A 16,972-nucleotide genomic window follows, 5' to 3' on the forward strand; every position below is an offset into this window, starting at 1 on the left:
ATTATATGATTGTTTTATTTAATTTTCGATTTTTATCGGAATATTCCAATAACACATCTTCATCAACTTCAATTCCAAGTCCTGGTGCTGTTGGCACTTCAATCATTCCATCCACCATCTTTATTTTAGGAAAGGTAAGGCGCTCTCTAAGTCCATTTTCGGTTTGGTCGTATTCAATTAAGAAATCTGGACTTTTCATACGTCCTGGCATATTTTCTAGATTTGCGATAAAATGCAAGGCTACATGTATGCCAATTGAAGTTCCCCAGGTGTGAGGTATGATGTCAACACCGTAAGTGCTCGCCAATGCTGATATGCGTTTGGCCTCTGTTAAACCGCCGCTGGAACAAATATCTGGTTGTAGAATGTCTACAGATTTATTTCTGAGCAATTGATGGAAACCAAATCTTAAATATTCACATTCTCCTCCAGCAATTGGTATTGAAGTTTTATGCCTTAATTCATGATACTGTTGGTAATATTCTGGTGATACAGGTTCTTCAAACCAACTTATATCAAATTGTTCTATTTTCTGACAAAGTGTAACGGCCTCTCTTAAGGTGTAGGCGTGATTGGAATCTATCATCAATTGAATATCGTCTCCCAACAATTTGCGCATGCGCTTTATGTTTTCATAATCTTCATTGATTCCTAAACCTACTTTCATCTTAATGGCTTTAAAACCTTGAGATTTATAAAGTGCTACTTCTTTTTCAAAATCCCGTGATGGATTATTGTGATCTGTAAAGTACAAGCCTGTAGCATAAGGTTTTATTTTTTTTCTGTGTGCACCACCCAAAAGCGTTGATATTGGGAGACCAAGTATTTTTCCTTTTAAATCCCATATAGCAATGTCAATTGCACTTATAGATGCAACTAAGATACCTCGTCTGGCATAATCTAAAGTTTTCCTGTACATGGTGCTCCAAATTACTTCATTTTCAAGTGGATTAAGACCTACTATTACTGGTTCTAAAAATTTAATTCCCGCTTCTAAGACATTGGCAGGGCCATAGCCTTCACCCCAGCCAACCATACCATTAGATGCGGTTATCTTTACAATACATATACTGCGTTCTGAGTATTCCCATTGCGAAAAGAAAAAACTCTTGGAAAGTTTATCTTTAACTACAAATGTTTCTATTTTTTCAATAATCATAATTTGGATTTAATGGTTGGTATTTGTGGTATTTTTAAATAAAAACATTTCGCTGGCAATTTCTTTTTAGGCATGATTTTACGTCTGTATTAACCATACAATTTTAAGGAATATCTAGTTATAGACGTCTGTTTGAGAAATTACTATACTGTAAGTTATAGTTCCATTCATTGTTAAAGTGCCTTGCCCCGTACCCTTATCTGCTGTAATTAAATAGTTAATAGATCCGTCTGCCGTAATTTTGTCTACAGATAATATATACATATCTTCTGTGGAAGTGTCCGAATAGTTATCTGAGTTGAAATTGGAGGCGTTTACAGATGAACTGTACTCGACGATTAAATCATCTTGTCTGTATATATTAATCTTAAACGGAGCACTTGGTCCTTGTATGTTTGTAATTGAATATACAGGGACTAATTCAATATTGGGTTCTTGAAAATTCTCTTCAACATTACAGCTTGTAACCGCAATAACGATCAATAATATACTTAGATATGATAGTATAGCTTTCATAGTTTATCCTAATTTACAATTAAAGTCTTGGTTCTAATTTTATCAATGCCAAATCATCAAAATAGAGCAGTTGTGGCCCTGTTATTCCAGGATTGTCTTCATCCACAATTCTTAAGGCTGTTCTATAATTATCGGCGGTTAAATCTTCATTAAAGGTGATGGTCTCGGAAACTTCTACCCATTGATTATTTGGTATTGCTGAGATATCGAAAATTTTAATATCAGTTGTAGGGTTACCGAATTCCATTCTGAATTTCTGTAAGTTAGAATTTTCTTTATACACTCTATAAGAAACGCGATAAGTTCCTGCAGGAACACCACCTGGGCCATCAGCAAGTCCAAAACCAAAAAGATTTATTAAAGGTAATTTTTCGCCAGCGGGTAATTTATATCTCATGCTCGCTACGCCATCAAAAGACTTTGTTGTAACCCGTTCCCAAATTAAATCATCAAATTGTCCATTACCTTGTCCCCCAGGAATAAAGAATTGGTTTGAAGCGAAGGCATTATTTATACCCCCGCCAGACGGTTCAAAACTTGCCCAACTATTGCCAGGCAATATGTTGTTGCCAAAATACATCTGAACACGTTCTGGGCCAAACGATTGTAATACTCTAGTGTCTGTAGATGTAATACCGTTAGTAGATGCGTCATATGTTACCGTAATAGTATCAGAATTGTATATAGGTTGCGAGAGTGTGAGCTCTATAAAGGTTGCATTATCAGTACTGACTGAAGCTGTCTGTACAGGTATAACCTGATTAAATCCAGATTGCTCATTGAATACATTTACTGTAAAATTTGCTTCTTCACCTGAGAATGGGACAACTTCACCATTTAATTGAAATAAGATTTTTTCATTTTCACTCTCTTTGATCTGACCACTAAATACAAATGGTTGAGAAGATGGAATTACTTTCACCTTAAGTGGAATAAGTTTTGTCACGGTTGATGTAGGCAAAGGAGATACTCTAAAAGATCGCATTTCACCTGTAAAAGTTCCCAGCTGAAAAAAACTTACATTTGCAGTAACTCCTCCAATTTGGTTTGGTGTACCTTCAGGAAATCTCCAAGATCTTCCATTAGGTCGTCCTACGGTGGTTAAATCTTCAAAACGAAGCGCTGTACCTGCTTCAACTTCTATAGTGGGCCATGAATCAGAATCACTGACAGACGGCATATCTGCTTCAGTAATATTTAGTATTTCTACTCCATCCTGATATACTTTGAATGCTGGTTTAATTTGTGCATAAACATCAAATGTAAAAGTGGTATCAATGACCCAAAGATTACCCTCTTGAACTGCTTCCAAAATGCCTTGAGATGATACGTATTTAACAGGTTTATCAAATTTATTAAGTAGTCTTACTTTATTTAAGCCACTATTATTAAACAAAATGTGTGCCTTAGGTTTTGTAGTGGACAAACCCGCATTTGGAATTATAAAAGCAGTTAGAGAATCGGTGCTATTGAAACCTTCTTTTAAGAAATTATTACCCTCTTCAATAATCCACTCATGGCTTACAGCACCTTGGGATAAATCCAAGAATGAGAGATGTGTGGCAGCATTGATACTATATTGGTCCTGGGAATTTTTGTTGGTTCCAATTAACCATAATATGTCAGAAAGCTCATCTGGTGCGTCATAATCTTGATATTCATCATTACTACATGTCCAGAGAATGGTAAGACATAAGATGGATGTGATGATTCTTATATTTTTCATAATTCTGACTATATTTAGTTAATATTTGGGTTAGAGTTGATCTCTGAGAAAGGTATTGGATATTGGCCATGAATGGCCTCGTTATAATTTAAAGCTGAAACCTTGTATTCATAATCAATTACAATATGATTGACATTTGGTTGCTCTCTAACAACTGACGGAAAATTAATTCTTGTTTGTGGCTGTCCATTACTGTTTATAAAAGTATAATTAACACCGTAGTATTTATCGTTGGCTAATTCTTCTAATCTCTCTTTAAAACCATAATTATCTGACTTCTTCCATCTTTGGAAATCTAAAAATCTAATAGCATGACCTTCAATGGACATTTCTAAAGGTTTTTCTACACGCATTAAGTGCTGCATTAAAGTTCCTTGAGTATAGGTAATATCGTCATAGGTTCCGGATAGAGGGCCTGAAGTGCCTAATAATACAAGGCCCCATCTTTTACGTATTTTATTTATTAAGTTTATGGCGCCGTCCACATCACCAGTTTTAATCTTACATTCTGCTTGCATTAACAAGACCTCAGAGAGTCTGTTTAATACGACGTTTTTATTGGAATAAACTGCGCCACCAGGCAATTCATTTTCATTTGCAACAATGTCATGGTTTTGATACTTTTTCCACCAAGAAAATCCCCAAGCTTTACCATGAAACCTTGTATATTCACTTGTTGATGGTAATAAATAATATGGTGTTTGTGTGTCTTCTACAATGGCCAACATTGCTGAAGATCTTAGTGGCACGTTGCGTAGGGTTACTCCCTTTATGGAGTCATTATAGTAATTTCTAGAATCTAGAGGATCCATAGGCTCGTTTTTATATGCAAAAGTTACCCAGGCTGGTCCAACAGCACCACGGGTGTTTGAAGTTTGTTGATTTAACCAGTTTGTACCAGAATCTCCGTTAAAAGCAGATTTATCAATTCGCACATTATCATTTGTAAAGTTGATTTCAAAAATAGACTCAGAATTGAATTCACCATCAGCAGTCCACATTTTACTTAAATCATTCTCAATAGTGTAGCCATGATTATTTATGACGTCTTCAAAATAACGCATTGCAGTAGTGTATTCTAAGGCTTGAAGATAGCTTGTGCCTAAAATAGTAGCCGCTGCACCAGAAGTGACTTTACTAATATCATTATCTGGATATTCGCCCTTTTTATAAAGATTGGCATATGCATATTCTAAATCTTGCCTTATAAAAGCAATGACATCTTCAGCAGGAGAAAGAGGTTGTGCAAACTCTTCATTAGTTAATGGGACAAAATCCCGTATAATAATTCGACCATCGTTAAATGTGGTGTATAGATAATAATGGTACAAAGCTCTAAAAAATCTTGCTTGTGCCATTTGAGATGTCCATTCTGTTTGTTCGTGATCCTCACCAGGTAAATTATTTAATGCTTCAATAACCTGATTTGCTCTAAAGATGCCTTGGTAAGAACTTCCCCATTTGCTAGTAATCTCATCAGTACTCGCATTATAGGTGTGTAGATAAAATGGTTCTGTATTTTGAGGTGCCGGCCTTCCATAACCTGGATATCCTAAATCTGATCTTAAAATTTCACTAATTTTATTAATCACTCCTGGTTTGTGTAACGTTTGATAAACAGTATTAAGACCCTGTTGTGTTTCACTCAGATTTCTCCAATAGGTAGCTTTGGAAATTTCATTGGGATTTCTTTGATCTAATAGCTCTTCAGAATTGCACGAGAACATCATCCCAAATGGGATTATAAGTATGTATAGTTTGTAAATTAACTTTTTCATATTTCTTTTATTTTTGCTTATCGTTATTTATCACTATCAAATAAAATTTTGATGTGTTTTAACCATAATGTTTTAGTTTCTTTTAAAAGTCAAAATTGACACCCATATAATATTGTACTGAAATTGGCCCTGTATCTTTATCTAACCCTCTTCCAGAAATTCCTCCACCTATTTCTGGGTTGTAACCAGAGTATTTTGTAAAGGTGAGTAAGTTTTGAGCTCTCAAATAAAGTCTAAATCTATTGAAGCCCCATTTTTCAGCTTTCTGCTTAGGAATGCTGTAGCCTAGGGATACTTGTTTTAATCTAAGGTAAGAGCCGTCTTCTAACCACGCATCACTATACCCTAAATAATTAGGGTGCCTTCTAATATCATTTCTAAAAGCAGGGATTGGAGTTACAGGATTAACTGGGGACCATTGGTAAACCTGATCTTTGTGCCTTCCAAAACCATAAGCCCAAGCATCAAAACCATTCATAATTTCTTGCCCAATGGATGCGTACCAATTCATTGAAAAATCAAAGTTTTTATAATTGGCATTTAGGTTGTAACCAATTTCAAATTCTGGTAAACCACTACCACTATAAACTCTGTCACTAGCATCGAGAATACCATTATCGTCTTGGTCAATATATCTTGTATCTCCCATTCTAGCGTTGCTATCTATGCTCTGGTACTCTGCTAATTTTTCTTCAGTATCGATAATTCCGTTTGTTCTCCATAAATAAAAGGAAGCCGCTTCATGACCTACTGCTAAAGCAGTAATTCGAGATTGGTCAGGTGCTCTGCCCACTAATCCAAAATCATTGGTTAATAGGAAATTGCTGTCTCCATTTATTTTTGTAATTTCATTCTTGTTGGTAGAGAACGTGCCATTCATTCCATAGTTTAACTTTCCAACTTTTCCTCTATGACCAAGTGCAAGCTCAAACCCTGTGTTGACCATATTGCCAACGTTAAGGATAACCTGAGCATTTTCTCCACCCCCAGCAGATGGTGGTAAAAATATAGGGAAGAGCATATCATCATTGGTGGAGTAATAATAATCTGCCGCTATGGTCAACTTGTTTTTAAATAATGATAAATCAATACCAAAATTGGTTTGGGTCCTTGTTTCCCATTTTAGTAATTCGTTAGCAAAATCTTCTTGGATAACGCCCAATTTTATTGTCTCAGCATCGGCCGTAGGATTATAGCCAAAATAGTTGATGTCCGTAGTTAACGTAGGATCAAAAGCATAAGACCGTGTTCTGTCAACACCTGAAGTTCCTTGAGATATTCTAAATCTAAAACTATTTACAGAAGATTTCAGCTTTTCCCAAAATGGTTCTTCGTCGATGTTCCATGCTGCTGCAACAGCAGGAAAAGTTCCCCATTGTTCTGTTAAAGCGCTAAATTTCGAGGAGCCATCCCTTCTTAAACTTGAGCTAAATGTATATCTACCTTTATAAGTGTATTGTATTCTTGCTAAAACACCCATACTTGTGTCTGTATAATCAAAACCTGAAGAGACACTTTGAGTTCCTGTTGCCAAATCTAATACGGTGCTACCTTTTAGCGTAACACCTGCCCGTCTTGCAGAAAATGCTTCACTTATATTTTTACCAGCGGTAACAAATCCTGTAAATGTAAATTCATGGTCTTCATTAATAACAGATTCATAAGTGGCTCCAATTTCTGCAAGGGAATTGGTCGTAAATCGGGTTCTATTATCTATATAACTATTTTCAGGTTGACTTTGTAATACGCCTAGAGTATTAAAAATTTCAGTGTAAGGTCTTATGATTTTACCAATACTGTTTATTTTTGTAATTCCTAAATTGGTGGTTAAGGTTAAATTATCTAAAAGCTTATAGCTAATATTTGTAGACGCATTAACTCTCGTAGTTTTATCATTATTGGTGGTTCTTAAACTCTCTAAAACCCATCCTAGTCTTATAACATCATCTCCTCCCTGTTCTAGGTTGTCAATGATATTTAAATCTAAACCATTTTGAGTTGGTCGGTAAATAATAGCTTGAGACAAAAGATTATTTTGAGGAATGTCTCTCTCTTCAAAACTTAATCCTAAACTTGTTTGAACACGGAGCTTATTTTTTTCATAAACAGTGTTAGCTCTCATATTTAATCGTTCAAACCCAGAATTAATTTGAAGTCCTTCTTCATTAAAGTACCCTAAACTAACGTTGTAATTTATTTCTTCAGTACCGCCAGAAATTGTTAAATTATGGTTTTGAATGGCAGCTTGATCAACAAATACTAGATTATTAATATCTGTTTCATTTTGGAATTGAAGTGGTTGTTGAAGAATTTGAAGATTTACATCTTCCGGAAGGTTTCCATTAACATTAAAACTTTGAATAACATCAAAATAGGTCTGCTCGACTGAGTTCATCAATGGAACAGCTTTCCGTCTATCCTGAACGGCATAACTGAAGCTTGAACGTACTTGCAACGAACCAGGTCGTCCTTTTTTTGTAGTAATAAGAATAACACCTGTGGCACCTCTAACTCCATAAATAGCTGTCGAGGCTGCATCTCTCAGAACTACTAGAGATTCAATATCTGATGGTGGGATGTTAGGATTACCATTTTGTGCAATGCCATCAACAACGTATAGAGGAGTGTTGTCGTTGAGTGACGTGATACCTCTAACTAATATTTCAGATTCACCACCTGGGGTGGATGAAGAAACTATATTTACACCAGCAACTTGTCCTTGCAGAGCAGACCCCAAATCAGGAGATACGACCCTTGTAATTTCTTCTGCAGTTAATTGGGTTAGTGCCCCAGTAACTTCCTTCTTTTTTACGGTTCCGTACCCTATGACCACAACCTCATCCAAACCTTCTAATTTTTCCAACAATACCACATTTAATGTTGCACTTTTGACTTTTAAAGAAGTTTCTTGATAACCAACATAACTGAAAGATAAAACATCTCCAATGGCGGCTTGAATAGTGTAATTCCCATCGAAATCACTTGCAGTTCCTGTGGTAGTTCCTTGTATGACTATTGTAACACCAGGAACAGGTAAGCCGTCTTCACCAGTGACTGTACCTTGAATTGTTATCGCATTATTTTGAGCTGATAGACCCCCATGTAAAATTAAAAACAAAATCAGCAAACATTGACTCAAAGCGTTTTTAGTAACTAATATTCTTTTTACTTTCATATGTTTTAAGTTTAATTTAGTTGCAACAAAGTTATTTTGATCTATAAGGTCTCAAAATCATTATTGTGAGTTATCTATTCCTGATAAAGTAAAATTAAGTGTTATAGAAAAATAATTAACGTTAATATTTACCCTTTGCTTCTCCAATTTTACCCTTATAGGAAATAAAAGATCAAATCCAAGTTTGTAGCTATCGCTTTGATATTTATGTATTTATATTGGATTATTTAAGTAATCATACTTGATAATGCACGCTTCCCTAAAAATTTTGGATTGAATTATCAATAATATTTTTCGACGGATTTACTGGCTAAGCTTAAGCGTGAATTTCATTTTCCATAGATGCCAAATCCTTCGTTTATTTCATAGTTTTTTGTTTGGTTGTTGGTCGAGGCATATATGATAGTCTTATTTTAAATGTCTTAAAGTGAACTATATATTAGCATAATTTTGAGTTCACTCAAGCATTTAGTATCAGCCTAAATATTTATGTTTAAAAATAAAAAGTGTAAAATATAGAACAAATGATCCTTGTCTCTATTTTACACTTTATAACTTACTTAAAAACATGTGTTGATAAGCTTTCCTTATTTAACTTGTTTCAGTTCTGCGCGCATTCTAGTTAAAAAAGGCTCTAATTCATCATATTGTATTCCAGTCAATTTAATTAATGCATTGTTAAAATTTTTACTTGCTTCTTGCGTTTTTGATATTTTATCTGCAGAAGTAATGTCTCCACTTTTTTCTTGTTTGGTAGCCTCTCCGTACGCCACAACCATTGCCGTTCTTATAACTTTAAGCTCATCTTGTTGCAGTTTGTTTAAATTGTACTCTTTTGTGGCAGCTTCAACAAAATATTTATTTTGTCTTTCTTGGTGTTTGCTTTGTGAGTAAGTTGCTGTAAATGTAATTGCGAGTAATAATGTTAGAATAATTTTTTTCATCATATTAATATTAAATGTTATACTTAGTTTACTGATTATTATTTTTGCCAAACCCTGATATATTCTATTTCAAAATCTACCACACCATCATCTTTCTTATCGTCAGGACTCTTAGCTTCTAATTCTTCCTTACTTTTTGGAATGTCATGCCATGGAAATACTTCTTGGTCAAGCCATAAGCTGATGGGTTTAGTGGCTACATAGCCATTATAGTCATCAGGTAAATTAAGTTCTTTTCGGTTTTGTTTGACCCATGAGGTGACCTCATCTGCCGTTACAGAAGAAAATAATTGACCATCTATATAATACTTTACACCATTTTCATCCCATTCAATACCCCAAATATGAAAATCGTCAGCAACCCTAAAACCTACATCCTTCATTTCTGTATAGGTTGGTTTTCCTGTAAGTGGCTTTTCCCAATCTCTTATTGACCACCATAATTGACTATCAAGATGAGATTTACTTGGATTTGAAGAACCTCCATAAAGTTCAAAAAAATCAATTTCCAATTTTTTACCCATAGCCCAAAAAGCACTTGAAATTGGTGCATCTGCAGCTTTACTTTTAATTTCGATGTAGCCATATGTAAACTCGTTTCTGCCTATAAAGCACGCTGTAGTTATATTCTCGTATGGTAAGGCTTCCCCAAATACAGGTGTCTTTATTTCTTCACTAAATGGAAAATCTGGTTCCCAACGTGTTTCTAAAATGAGTTTTCCGTTTTCTAAACGGTAATTTCTACCTGAAAACTGGGAAGGAGCGCGCCCTTTCCATACCGTTTTATTTGGTTTGTCTGGGTGTATGTAAAAGGGTTTGTCGTTTTCAAATTTCCCGACGATGTACCATTTGTCCTCATCAATTGACGAAGCGTTAAACTCATCACTTATCTCTGGATTAAGTGTCCAATTTCCCAAATTGGCAGGGTCAGAGAATGGATAAACAATTATGTTTGTACCTGTACTAGTTTGGGTGATGCTTTTATTATTTCCACAAGTTAACAGGAGAAAAAAAATGGCAATTGCTACATATGCAATATTGAAATGTTGGGTAAATTTCATGATAATATATTAATTAGAAACAATGATTTTTACAAAGTAATTAGAAAAGAAAAGAATACTATTCTTAAAATTTACCTGTTGATAAGCAAAAATTACCTTTTGAAATAAAAAGGTAAAATAATGCAACATGAGGATAATAGATACTATCTAATAGTGTTCATTTATACAGTTCTTTGACAATAATGAGTTTTGAATTGTACATAATTTTTATCAATTAAACAGATTGGTTTTTTTACAGTTAAGACTAGAAACATTCAAATATGGAAATCCCGGAATATTTTATCAGTTGTGATTGGGGAACAAGCAATTTTAGGCTAAGAGTTGTTCATGCAATTTCTTTGGACGTTATAAATGAAATTATAACCAATCAAGGTGTTAAAAAAGTTTACGATCAATATACAGCACAAAATGAATTATGCCAATTTGATTTTTTTTCTGACTACATAATAAGTCAAATTAAAGTTTTGCCAATCAAACATCAAAATCATGTGATTATTTGTTCGGGCATGGCATCCTCTAGTATTGGCCTTTATGAATTGGATTATGTCAACATGCCAATTAAAGCAGATGGAAAGGATTTAGAAATAAAGATGCTGCAATTAAAAAATCACTTTGAACTTTTACTAATTTCGGGAATTAAAGATTCACAAGGCGTAATGAGAGGGGAGGAGACGCAAGCCATTGGATTTGAAGAGCATCTTCAATCCTACGATGAAGGTATTTTACTTTTACCTGGTACACATAGTAAGCATCTCTTATATAAGGAAGGTCATTTTATTGAACTCAAAAGTTTTATGACCGGAGAGCTTTTTGAAATTCTCTCTCAAATAAGCATATTGTCTAATTCAATTATTAAGGAAGATACAGAACAAATTTCTGAAGGTCCTTTTTTAGAAGGCGTAAAATTAGGGAGTCAAGGAAAACTTTCTTCAAGTCTCTTTTCAATTAGAGTGAATGATTTATTCGGGAAATCCACCAAAGCTGAAAATTATTTTTATTTAAGTGGCTTATTGATTGGTGATGAATTGGCATATTTGAAAAATGAAACTAAAAAGATATTTTTAGCCGCTCCGTATCCACTTTCCAAGCTGTACAAAATAGCATTGGACCATATTATTGGTGCAGGTAATTATATGTTCTTAGATGATGAAATAGTTGAAAAAGCCGTGTTAGTTGGTCAAAAGAAAATACTAGAATATTATGAAAAGTAAAACATCCTTTAATTGGGACTTATATAAAAAAGCTCCAATAGTTGGCATTGTAAGGAACGCCCCTCTAGAAACAATTTTGAAAATTGCTGAAACCTATTTAGAGGCCAACTTATATACCATAGAAATTACAATGAATACAGAAGGAGCCATCAATATCATTAGGGTTCTTCGCAAAGAGTTTCCAACTCTAAATGTTGGTGCAGGAACCGTTTGTTCTAAAGATGATCTAAATAATGCATTAAGTGCAGGAGCGCAATTTATTGTAACTCCCATAATAAATGAAGAGGTCATTAAAAGTACTGTTTCACAAAATATACCAATATTTCCTGGGGCATATACACCAACAGAAATTTATAAGGCTTGGAGCCTTGGAGCATCCGCTGTAAAAGTATTTCCTGCAACTCAATTAGGTACTCAGTATTTAAAAGATGTGATGGGCCCATTGAACCAGATAAAATTACTGCCCACAGGAGGTGTGTCAATACATAATATTAAATCTTTCTTTGAGGCAGGTGCTATTGGTGTAGGCATGGGCAGCTCTTTGCTTAATACAAAATTGATACAGAATGGTGATTTTATTGGTCTTAAAAATCATTTTCAGAGTATAAAAAATGAGATTAAAGATTATGTGTAAAGACATTTTTTTAACAATTTAATGGATATATAGCAGTTTTTTTGACAATTTAGTATTCAATTTCGTTATTATTGAAAAATAACTATCTTTGGTTTTATGAAGCTCGTGTTAAAAAACGCCGATACAAATGCTTATAAGAAATTAAGTGTCTCAAGAAGGATTCTTCCCTGTTTAGATGTCGCATGGCATTATCATCCTGAATTTGAACTTATTTATATAACCAAGAGTAATGGACTACGTTTTGTAGGCGATAGCGTCTCAGCATTTCAACCAGGAGACTTAGTTTTGGTGGGGTCTTATTTGCCACATCTTTGGAGAAATGATCCTTCTTATTACAAGGAAGATAGCACGGAAGAAGTGGAAACAATTATAACAAAATTCACCATAGATTTTCTAGGCAATGAGATATTCAAACTACCTGATTTCATTGAAATCAAGAAACTCTTAGATAAATCAAAATTCGGGATTTGTTTTGGCGTAGAAACAAGTTTGGCGCTTCATAATGAAATTGTAAACTTGCCTAACCTATCGTCCGTTGAGCAATACATAAAAATCTTGACTATTTTGCAGAAGTTATCATTGACAGATGATATTAGCATTTTATCATCTTCAGACATGAGACAATCAACCACAGAAAGTTCTGAGCGTATAGATACGGTGTTAAGATATATTTCCGATAATTACGCCGCAAATATAGGGCTTGACGATATTGCTGATGTGGCGTGCATGACTACTAATTCTTTTTGTCGGTTTTTCAAGAAAACAACAAATAAATCGTTCACCCAATTTCTAAATGAGGTGCGAATCAAAAATGCTTCGCGTCTATTAGTACAAGATGACATTTCTGTATCTTCAGTTTGCTACGCTGTTGGATATAACTCCATAACCAATTTCAATAAGCAATTTAAGCAAATAATGGGGGTTACACCCAAAAGTTTCCGAGAAGCTATTTAGGTTCTCACTTACCTAAGAAATATCGAACTTTCTACGCTCAATACATTTATTAACAGAATGTGAAATGTAATTTTATATCATCGTGCGTCTGGTGAAAAAGAGATTGCGAAGAACCCTTCGAGATTTAACATAATTATCTTCATAATTGAATGTGTTCAATTATCAATGTGTTCTGCATTTCAACTTTGTTTCTCAAGATCAGAGATAATATAAACATGTTTATATCATTTCACTTTTTTATAATTTTTAGTGTTGGCAAAATATAGGAAGGTTTACTCTATTCTATTTATATCCAATACAATATTTCTACTGTCCATTTAACATTTTTAGTTTCAAATTATTAAAAACTGGGTAAAATTATAAGATTCTAGGGTAATTTAGAATGTTTTTTTATAAAACCCTTATGTTAATTTTGTGTTAAGCGCTTTCTTATTCTAATTTGACGCGAACTAATAAATAATTATTTAACTACTTAAAATCAAACAATTAATGATATAAACATCTCAAAAGTAATCAACGAAATCATTTCAATAAAAATCGGAAAATGGTGGTTCATTTCCCGATTGGTTCAAATGATTAAAACTTAATTCAATCCTTTATTCAAAACAAAAATATGAAAAATAACATTCTTTTAAGGATGCTATATCCTTATTATTTACAATTTGATCTAAAATTCAAACTTACTCTATGCGTATTTGCAATTTCGATTTCTCACTCTTATGCGTATATTAATTCAGAAAACATCAAACCGGAATTTGGTTTGTTTGTGTCATTACAAAAAACTATTTCGGGTATAGTTTCAGATGCCAATGGACCGATACCCGGCGTGAATGTTCAAATAAAAGGAACGTCTGTTGGCGCCGTTACTGACTTTGATGGAAACTATACTATAGATGTAAATGTTGAGAATGCTGTGTTAGTGTTTTCTTATGTTGGGTATACTACCAAAGAAATTGAGATTTTAAATAAGTCGTCAATTGACGTAATTCTTGAAGAAGATACGGCCTTACTTGACGAGATTGTCGTTGTGGGCTATACCACAAGAAAACGAGGAGAGCTCACAGGATCTGTTAGTACTATAAATTCTGCTGAAATTCAGAACACTTCCAATAAGGATGTAGCTAAATCGTTGGCGGGTAAGGTTTCTGGCTTAATTGTATCCGATAGAGGAGGATACCCTGGTTCAAATGATGATATTTCATTGTTAATTCGCGGTAAATCTACTTTAGGGAATAATGCACCCTTAATTTTAATTGATGGAATAGCAGCAGGACAAGGGTCGTTTTCCCAATTATCACCTCAAGATATTGCCTCTATAAGTATTTTGAAAGATGGTGCAGCAGCAATTTATGGAACTCGCGCAGCAAACGGTGTTATTTTAGTTACTACTATGCGGGGTAAACTTGGAAAGCCCAAAATCAACGTATCCACATCTTATAGTTTAGCTAGTTTTTCTTCAACACCAAGCTTAATGAGTTCTTCACAATATGCCATTTATAACAATGAAATTGCAGATCGAAAAGGTGAACCTCTCCCTTATACTGAAGAAGATATAAATAATTTTGCATCTAATAATGATCCTCTCAATTTTCCTAACACAGACTGGAGTGATCTTACATTTGCGAAATCAGCTCCTGAAACTAGAACATCTCTGTCTATTTCAGGGGGTAGTGAGAATGTTAAGTATTTTGTCAGTGGAGATGTAACAGATAGAGAAGGCATGTACGCTTCTGGAGATTTAGGTTTTAATCAAAACCAAATACGTTCTAATTTAGATATTGATATCACTAAAAATTTTAAAATTGGCGTGGATTTATCTGGACGATTTGGGAAAACAACAGAACCAGGCGTGGATGCAGGCTATATTTACAAACACATTTATACGAACGAACCTACTTTAGTTGGCGTGTATCCTAATGGGCTGCCTTCTGGTGTTGGACTTGAGAATGGAGCAAACCCCTATGTGATGTCAAGTAATGAATCTGGTTTTGTTAAAAGAACAGATAATGATTTGAGAAGTAGGTTCTCTTATGATTGGGATTTAAGCAATCTAGTTGATGGATTAAGTTTAAATGGTTATGCAGGTGTAAGAAGAATGAACAATGACGAAAAATCTTGGTACACCCCTTGGACGGTATATGCTTTTGATACTGCTTCAAATGACTACCTTGCATCGACAGGTTTCTCACAACGTGGAAATGAAAGAATACTGAACGAAAGTTTTTGGAAATTTGATGAAACATTATTAAACTCAACACTTCGTTATTCTACAACCTTTGCAGAAAACCATTCCTTAAGTGGCTTTATTGGATATGAGCAACAAACTTCTAAGTCGCGCAATTTTTGGGCGGAGAGAAAAGGTTTTCCAACCGATAATCATTCAGAATTATTTGCGGGTAGTGACGAAGGGCAACAATCCAGTGGTTCTTCTAGCGAAGCCGCTACGGTAAGTTATTTTGGATCGTTATCTTATGATTTCCTCAAAAAGTACTTTGTTGATTTTACAATACGTCGTGATGGTTCAAGTAATTTTGGGCCCAATAACCGTTTCGGTACCTTTCCTGGGGTTGCCTTGGCATGGGCAATAGACAAAGAATCATATATGAAAAATATAGAGTGGTTGAGTGCCTTAAAATTAAGAGCATCTTATGCTGAAATGGGTAATGACCGGATTGCGCCATTTCAATATTTAACACGCTATAATTATGGTGGTCCTGTAAATGCGGCAAGACCTAACTATTATGTTTTTGGTTTAGCAGGAACAAGTTACAATGGTTACACCAGTGCCAATGTGCCTAATCCGGATGTTACATGGGAAACCGCCTTTATGCAAAATATCGGTTTAAACTTTACTGTCCTAAATTACAGGCTGTCTGGCGACATTAATTATTTTTATCAAAAGAGGGAGGGTATCTTGGTTACAAGGGCAGAGGCAATTCCGGATGCTGCAGGCTTAACCTTGCCAGCAGAAAATATTGGGAAAGTAAATAACTTTGGTCTAGAGATTGAAATGGTTTGGAAAGATAAAATCGGAAACGTAGATTACAATCTAGGCTTTAATTATACACAAGCAAAAAACGAAGTTAAATATTTAGCTGAAGCTGCCGACACGCCCGAAGGCTTAAAGAGAGAAGGCAAACCGTTAGATTCATATGTGGTCTACCCAACAGATGGAATCTTTAAAGATCAAGCTCAGGTAGATGCTACAGCAGTTAAATTACCAGGTACTGTTCCTGGGGAACCATATTATTTGGATACTAATAATGATGGTGTGATAAACTCAAAAGACAGGATACGTAAATTCACTTCCAATGTTCCTGAAATCCAGTACGGTATTTTTGGAGGTATAAATTATGATAATTTCAATTTCAATTTTTTATTTCAAGGACAGGCAAAAGCGGAAATGTTAGTGTTTTTTGATCAGCAGGGAGCCAAACCCGATTATGTATTCAATGATAGATGGACACCAACCAACCGCAACGCTGAATATCCAAGAGCCTTTGGAATTAGCGATAGTTATAGCGGTAATCAAAGTGGAAACGTTGATAATTTTGAAGGTGCAGATTTTTGGCTGCGTGACGCTTCTTTTTTAAGACTAAAAGAGATTGAATTAGGATATACTTTTAACAAGGACGATATAAAAATAGGTGATTTGAAAGTATTTGTAAGAGGATTCAATTTGCTGACTATGTTTTCAGATGTATATAAACTTGGTTTGGATCCGGAGGCAACAGGATATAACAATTTCAGAAATGCGACCTATCCTTCACTCAAGACCTATACTTTCGGTGTGAACTTTAGTTTTTAATAAATA

11 protein-coding genes are annotated in these 16,972 nt (G+C 34.5%); 4 read left to right on the forward strand and 7 right to left on the reverse strand.

All coding sequences use genetic code 11. The annotated features are described in order from the left end of the window. Position 1: 1 nt before the first annotated feature. From JEM65_RS12880 to JEM65_RS12910, 7 genes are all read right to left on the reverse strand, one after another. Positions 2–1,159 carry a mandelate racemase/muconate lactonizing enzyme family protein gene (locus JEM65_RS12880; protein ID WP_199600148.1) on the reverse strand — a complete coding sequence of 386 codons (1,158 nt, stop codon included), beginning with the start codon at positions 1,157–1,159 and terminating at the stop codon, positions 2–4. A 114-nt stretch (positions 1,160–1,273) separates the two neighbouring features. Then, on the reverse strand, positions 1,274–1,675 hold the full coding sequence (locus JEM65_RS12885; RefSeq protein ID WP_199600150.1) for a hypothetical protein: 402 nt from the start codon (positions 1,673–1,675) through the stop codon (positions 1,274–1,276). Between the two features lie 19 nt (positions 1,676–1,694). Next, positions 1,695–3,401 (reverse strand): hypothetical protein, encoded by a 1,707-nt coding sequence (locus JEM65_RS12890; protein WP_199600152.1) that lies wholly within the window; start codon positions 3,399–3,401, stop codon positions 1,695–1,697. Between the two features lie 14 nt (positions 3,402–3,415). Beyond that, positions 3,416–5,179, reverse strand: a complete 1,764-nt coding sequence (locus JEM65_RS12895) for a RagB/SusD family nutrient uptake outer membrane protein (RefSeq protein WP_199600159.1) — start codon at positions 5,177–5,179, stop codon at positions 3,416–3,418. 82 nt (positions 5,180–5,261) lie between these two features. Beyond that, the gene (locus JEM65_RS12900; RefSeq protein WP_199600163.1) at positions 5,262–8,354 is read right to left on the reverse strand and encodes a SusC/RagA family TonB-linked outer membrane protein; all 3,093 of its coding nucleotides are present in this window, start codon (positions 8,352–8,354) and stop codon (positions 5,262–5,264) included. A 587-nt stretch (positions 8,355–8,941) separates the two neighbouring features. Continuing rightward, positions 8,942–9,349: a hypothetical protein gene (locus JEM65_RS12905; protein ID WP_199600165.1), complete on the reverse strand. Its 408-nt coding sequence runs from the start codon at positions 9,347–9,349 to the stop codon at positions 8,942–8,944. Beyond that, positions 9,337–10,359, reverse strand: a complete 1,023-nt coding sequence (locus JEM65_RS12910; protein ID WP_199600167.1) for a family 16 glycosylhydrolase — start codon at positions 10,357–10,359, stop codon at positions 9,337–9,339. Before JEM65_RS12910 ends, JEM65_RS12905 begins: the two co-directional genes overlap by 13 nt. Before the next feature lie 260 nt (positions 10,360–10,619). On the opposite strand from JEM65_RS12910, the gene JEM65_RS12915 reads away from it, so the two are divergent. The 4 genes from JEM65_RS12915 (at position 10,620) to JEM65_RS12930 (ending at position 16,966) form a co-directional block, all read left to right on the forward strand. Beyond that, positions 10,620–11,570, forward strand: coding sequence for a 2-dehydro-3-deoxygalactonokinase (locus JEM65_RS12915; protein ID WP_199600169.1), 951 nt, complete (start codon positions 10,620–10,622; stop codon positions 11,568–11,570). Further along, positions 11,560–12,204, forward strand: coding sequence for a bifunctional 4-hydroxy-2-oxoglutarate aldolase/2-dehydro-3-deoxy-phosphogluconate aldolase (locus JEM65_RS12920; protein WP_199600171.1), 645 nt, complete (start codon positions 11,560–11,562; stop codon positions 12,202–12,204). Before JEM65_RS12915 ends, JEM65_RS12920 begins: the two co-directional genes overlap by 11 nt. A 96-nt stretch (positions 12,205–12,300) precedes the next feature. Next, positions 12,301–13,158 carry an AraC family transcriptional regulator gene (locus JEM65_RS12925; protein ID WP_199600173.1) on the forward strand — a complete coding sequence of 286 codons (858 nt, stop codon included), beginning with the start codon at positions 12,301–12,303 and terminating at the stop codon, positions 13,156–13,158. 613 nt (positions 13,159–13,771) lie between these two features. After that, a complete protein-coding gene (locus tag JEM65_RS12930; RefSeq protein ID WP_233530648.1) occupies positions 13,772–16,966 on the forward strand; it encodes a SusC/RagA family TonB-linked outer membrane protein in 3,195 nt (1,064 codons plus the stop codon). Positions 16,967–16,972 lie beyond the last annotated feature (6 nt).

Origin of the sequence: Gelidibacter salicanalis (genome assembly GCF_016469035.1) — a bacterium.
In the GTDB taxonomy this organism is placed as follows: Bacteria; Bacteroidota; Bacteroidia; order Flavobacteriales; family Flavobacteriaceae; genus Gelidibacter; species Gelidibacter salicanalis_A.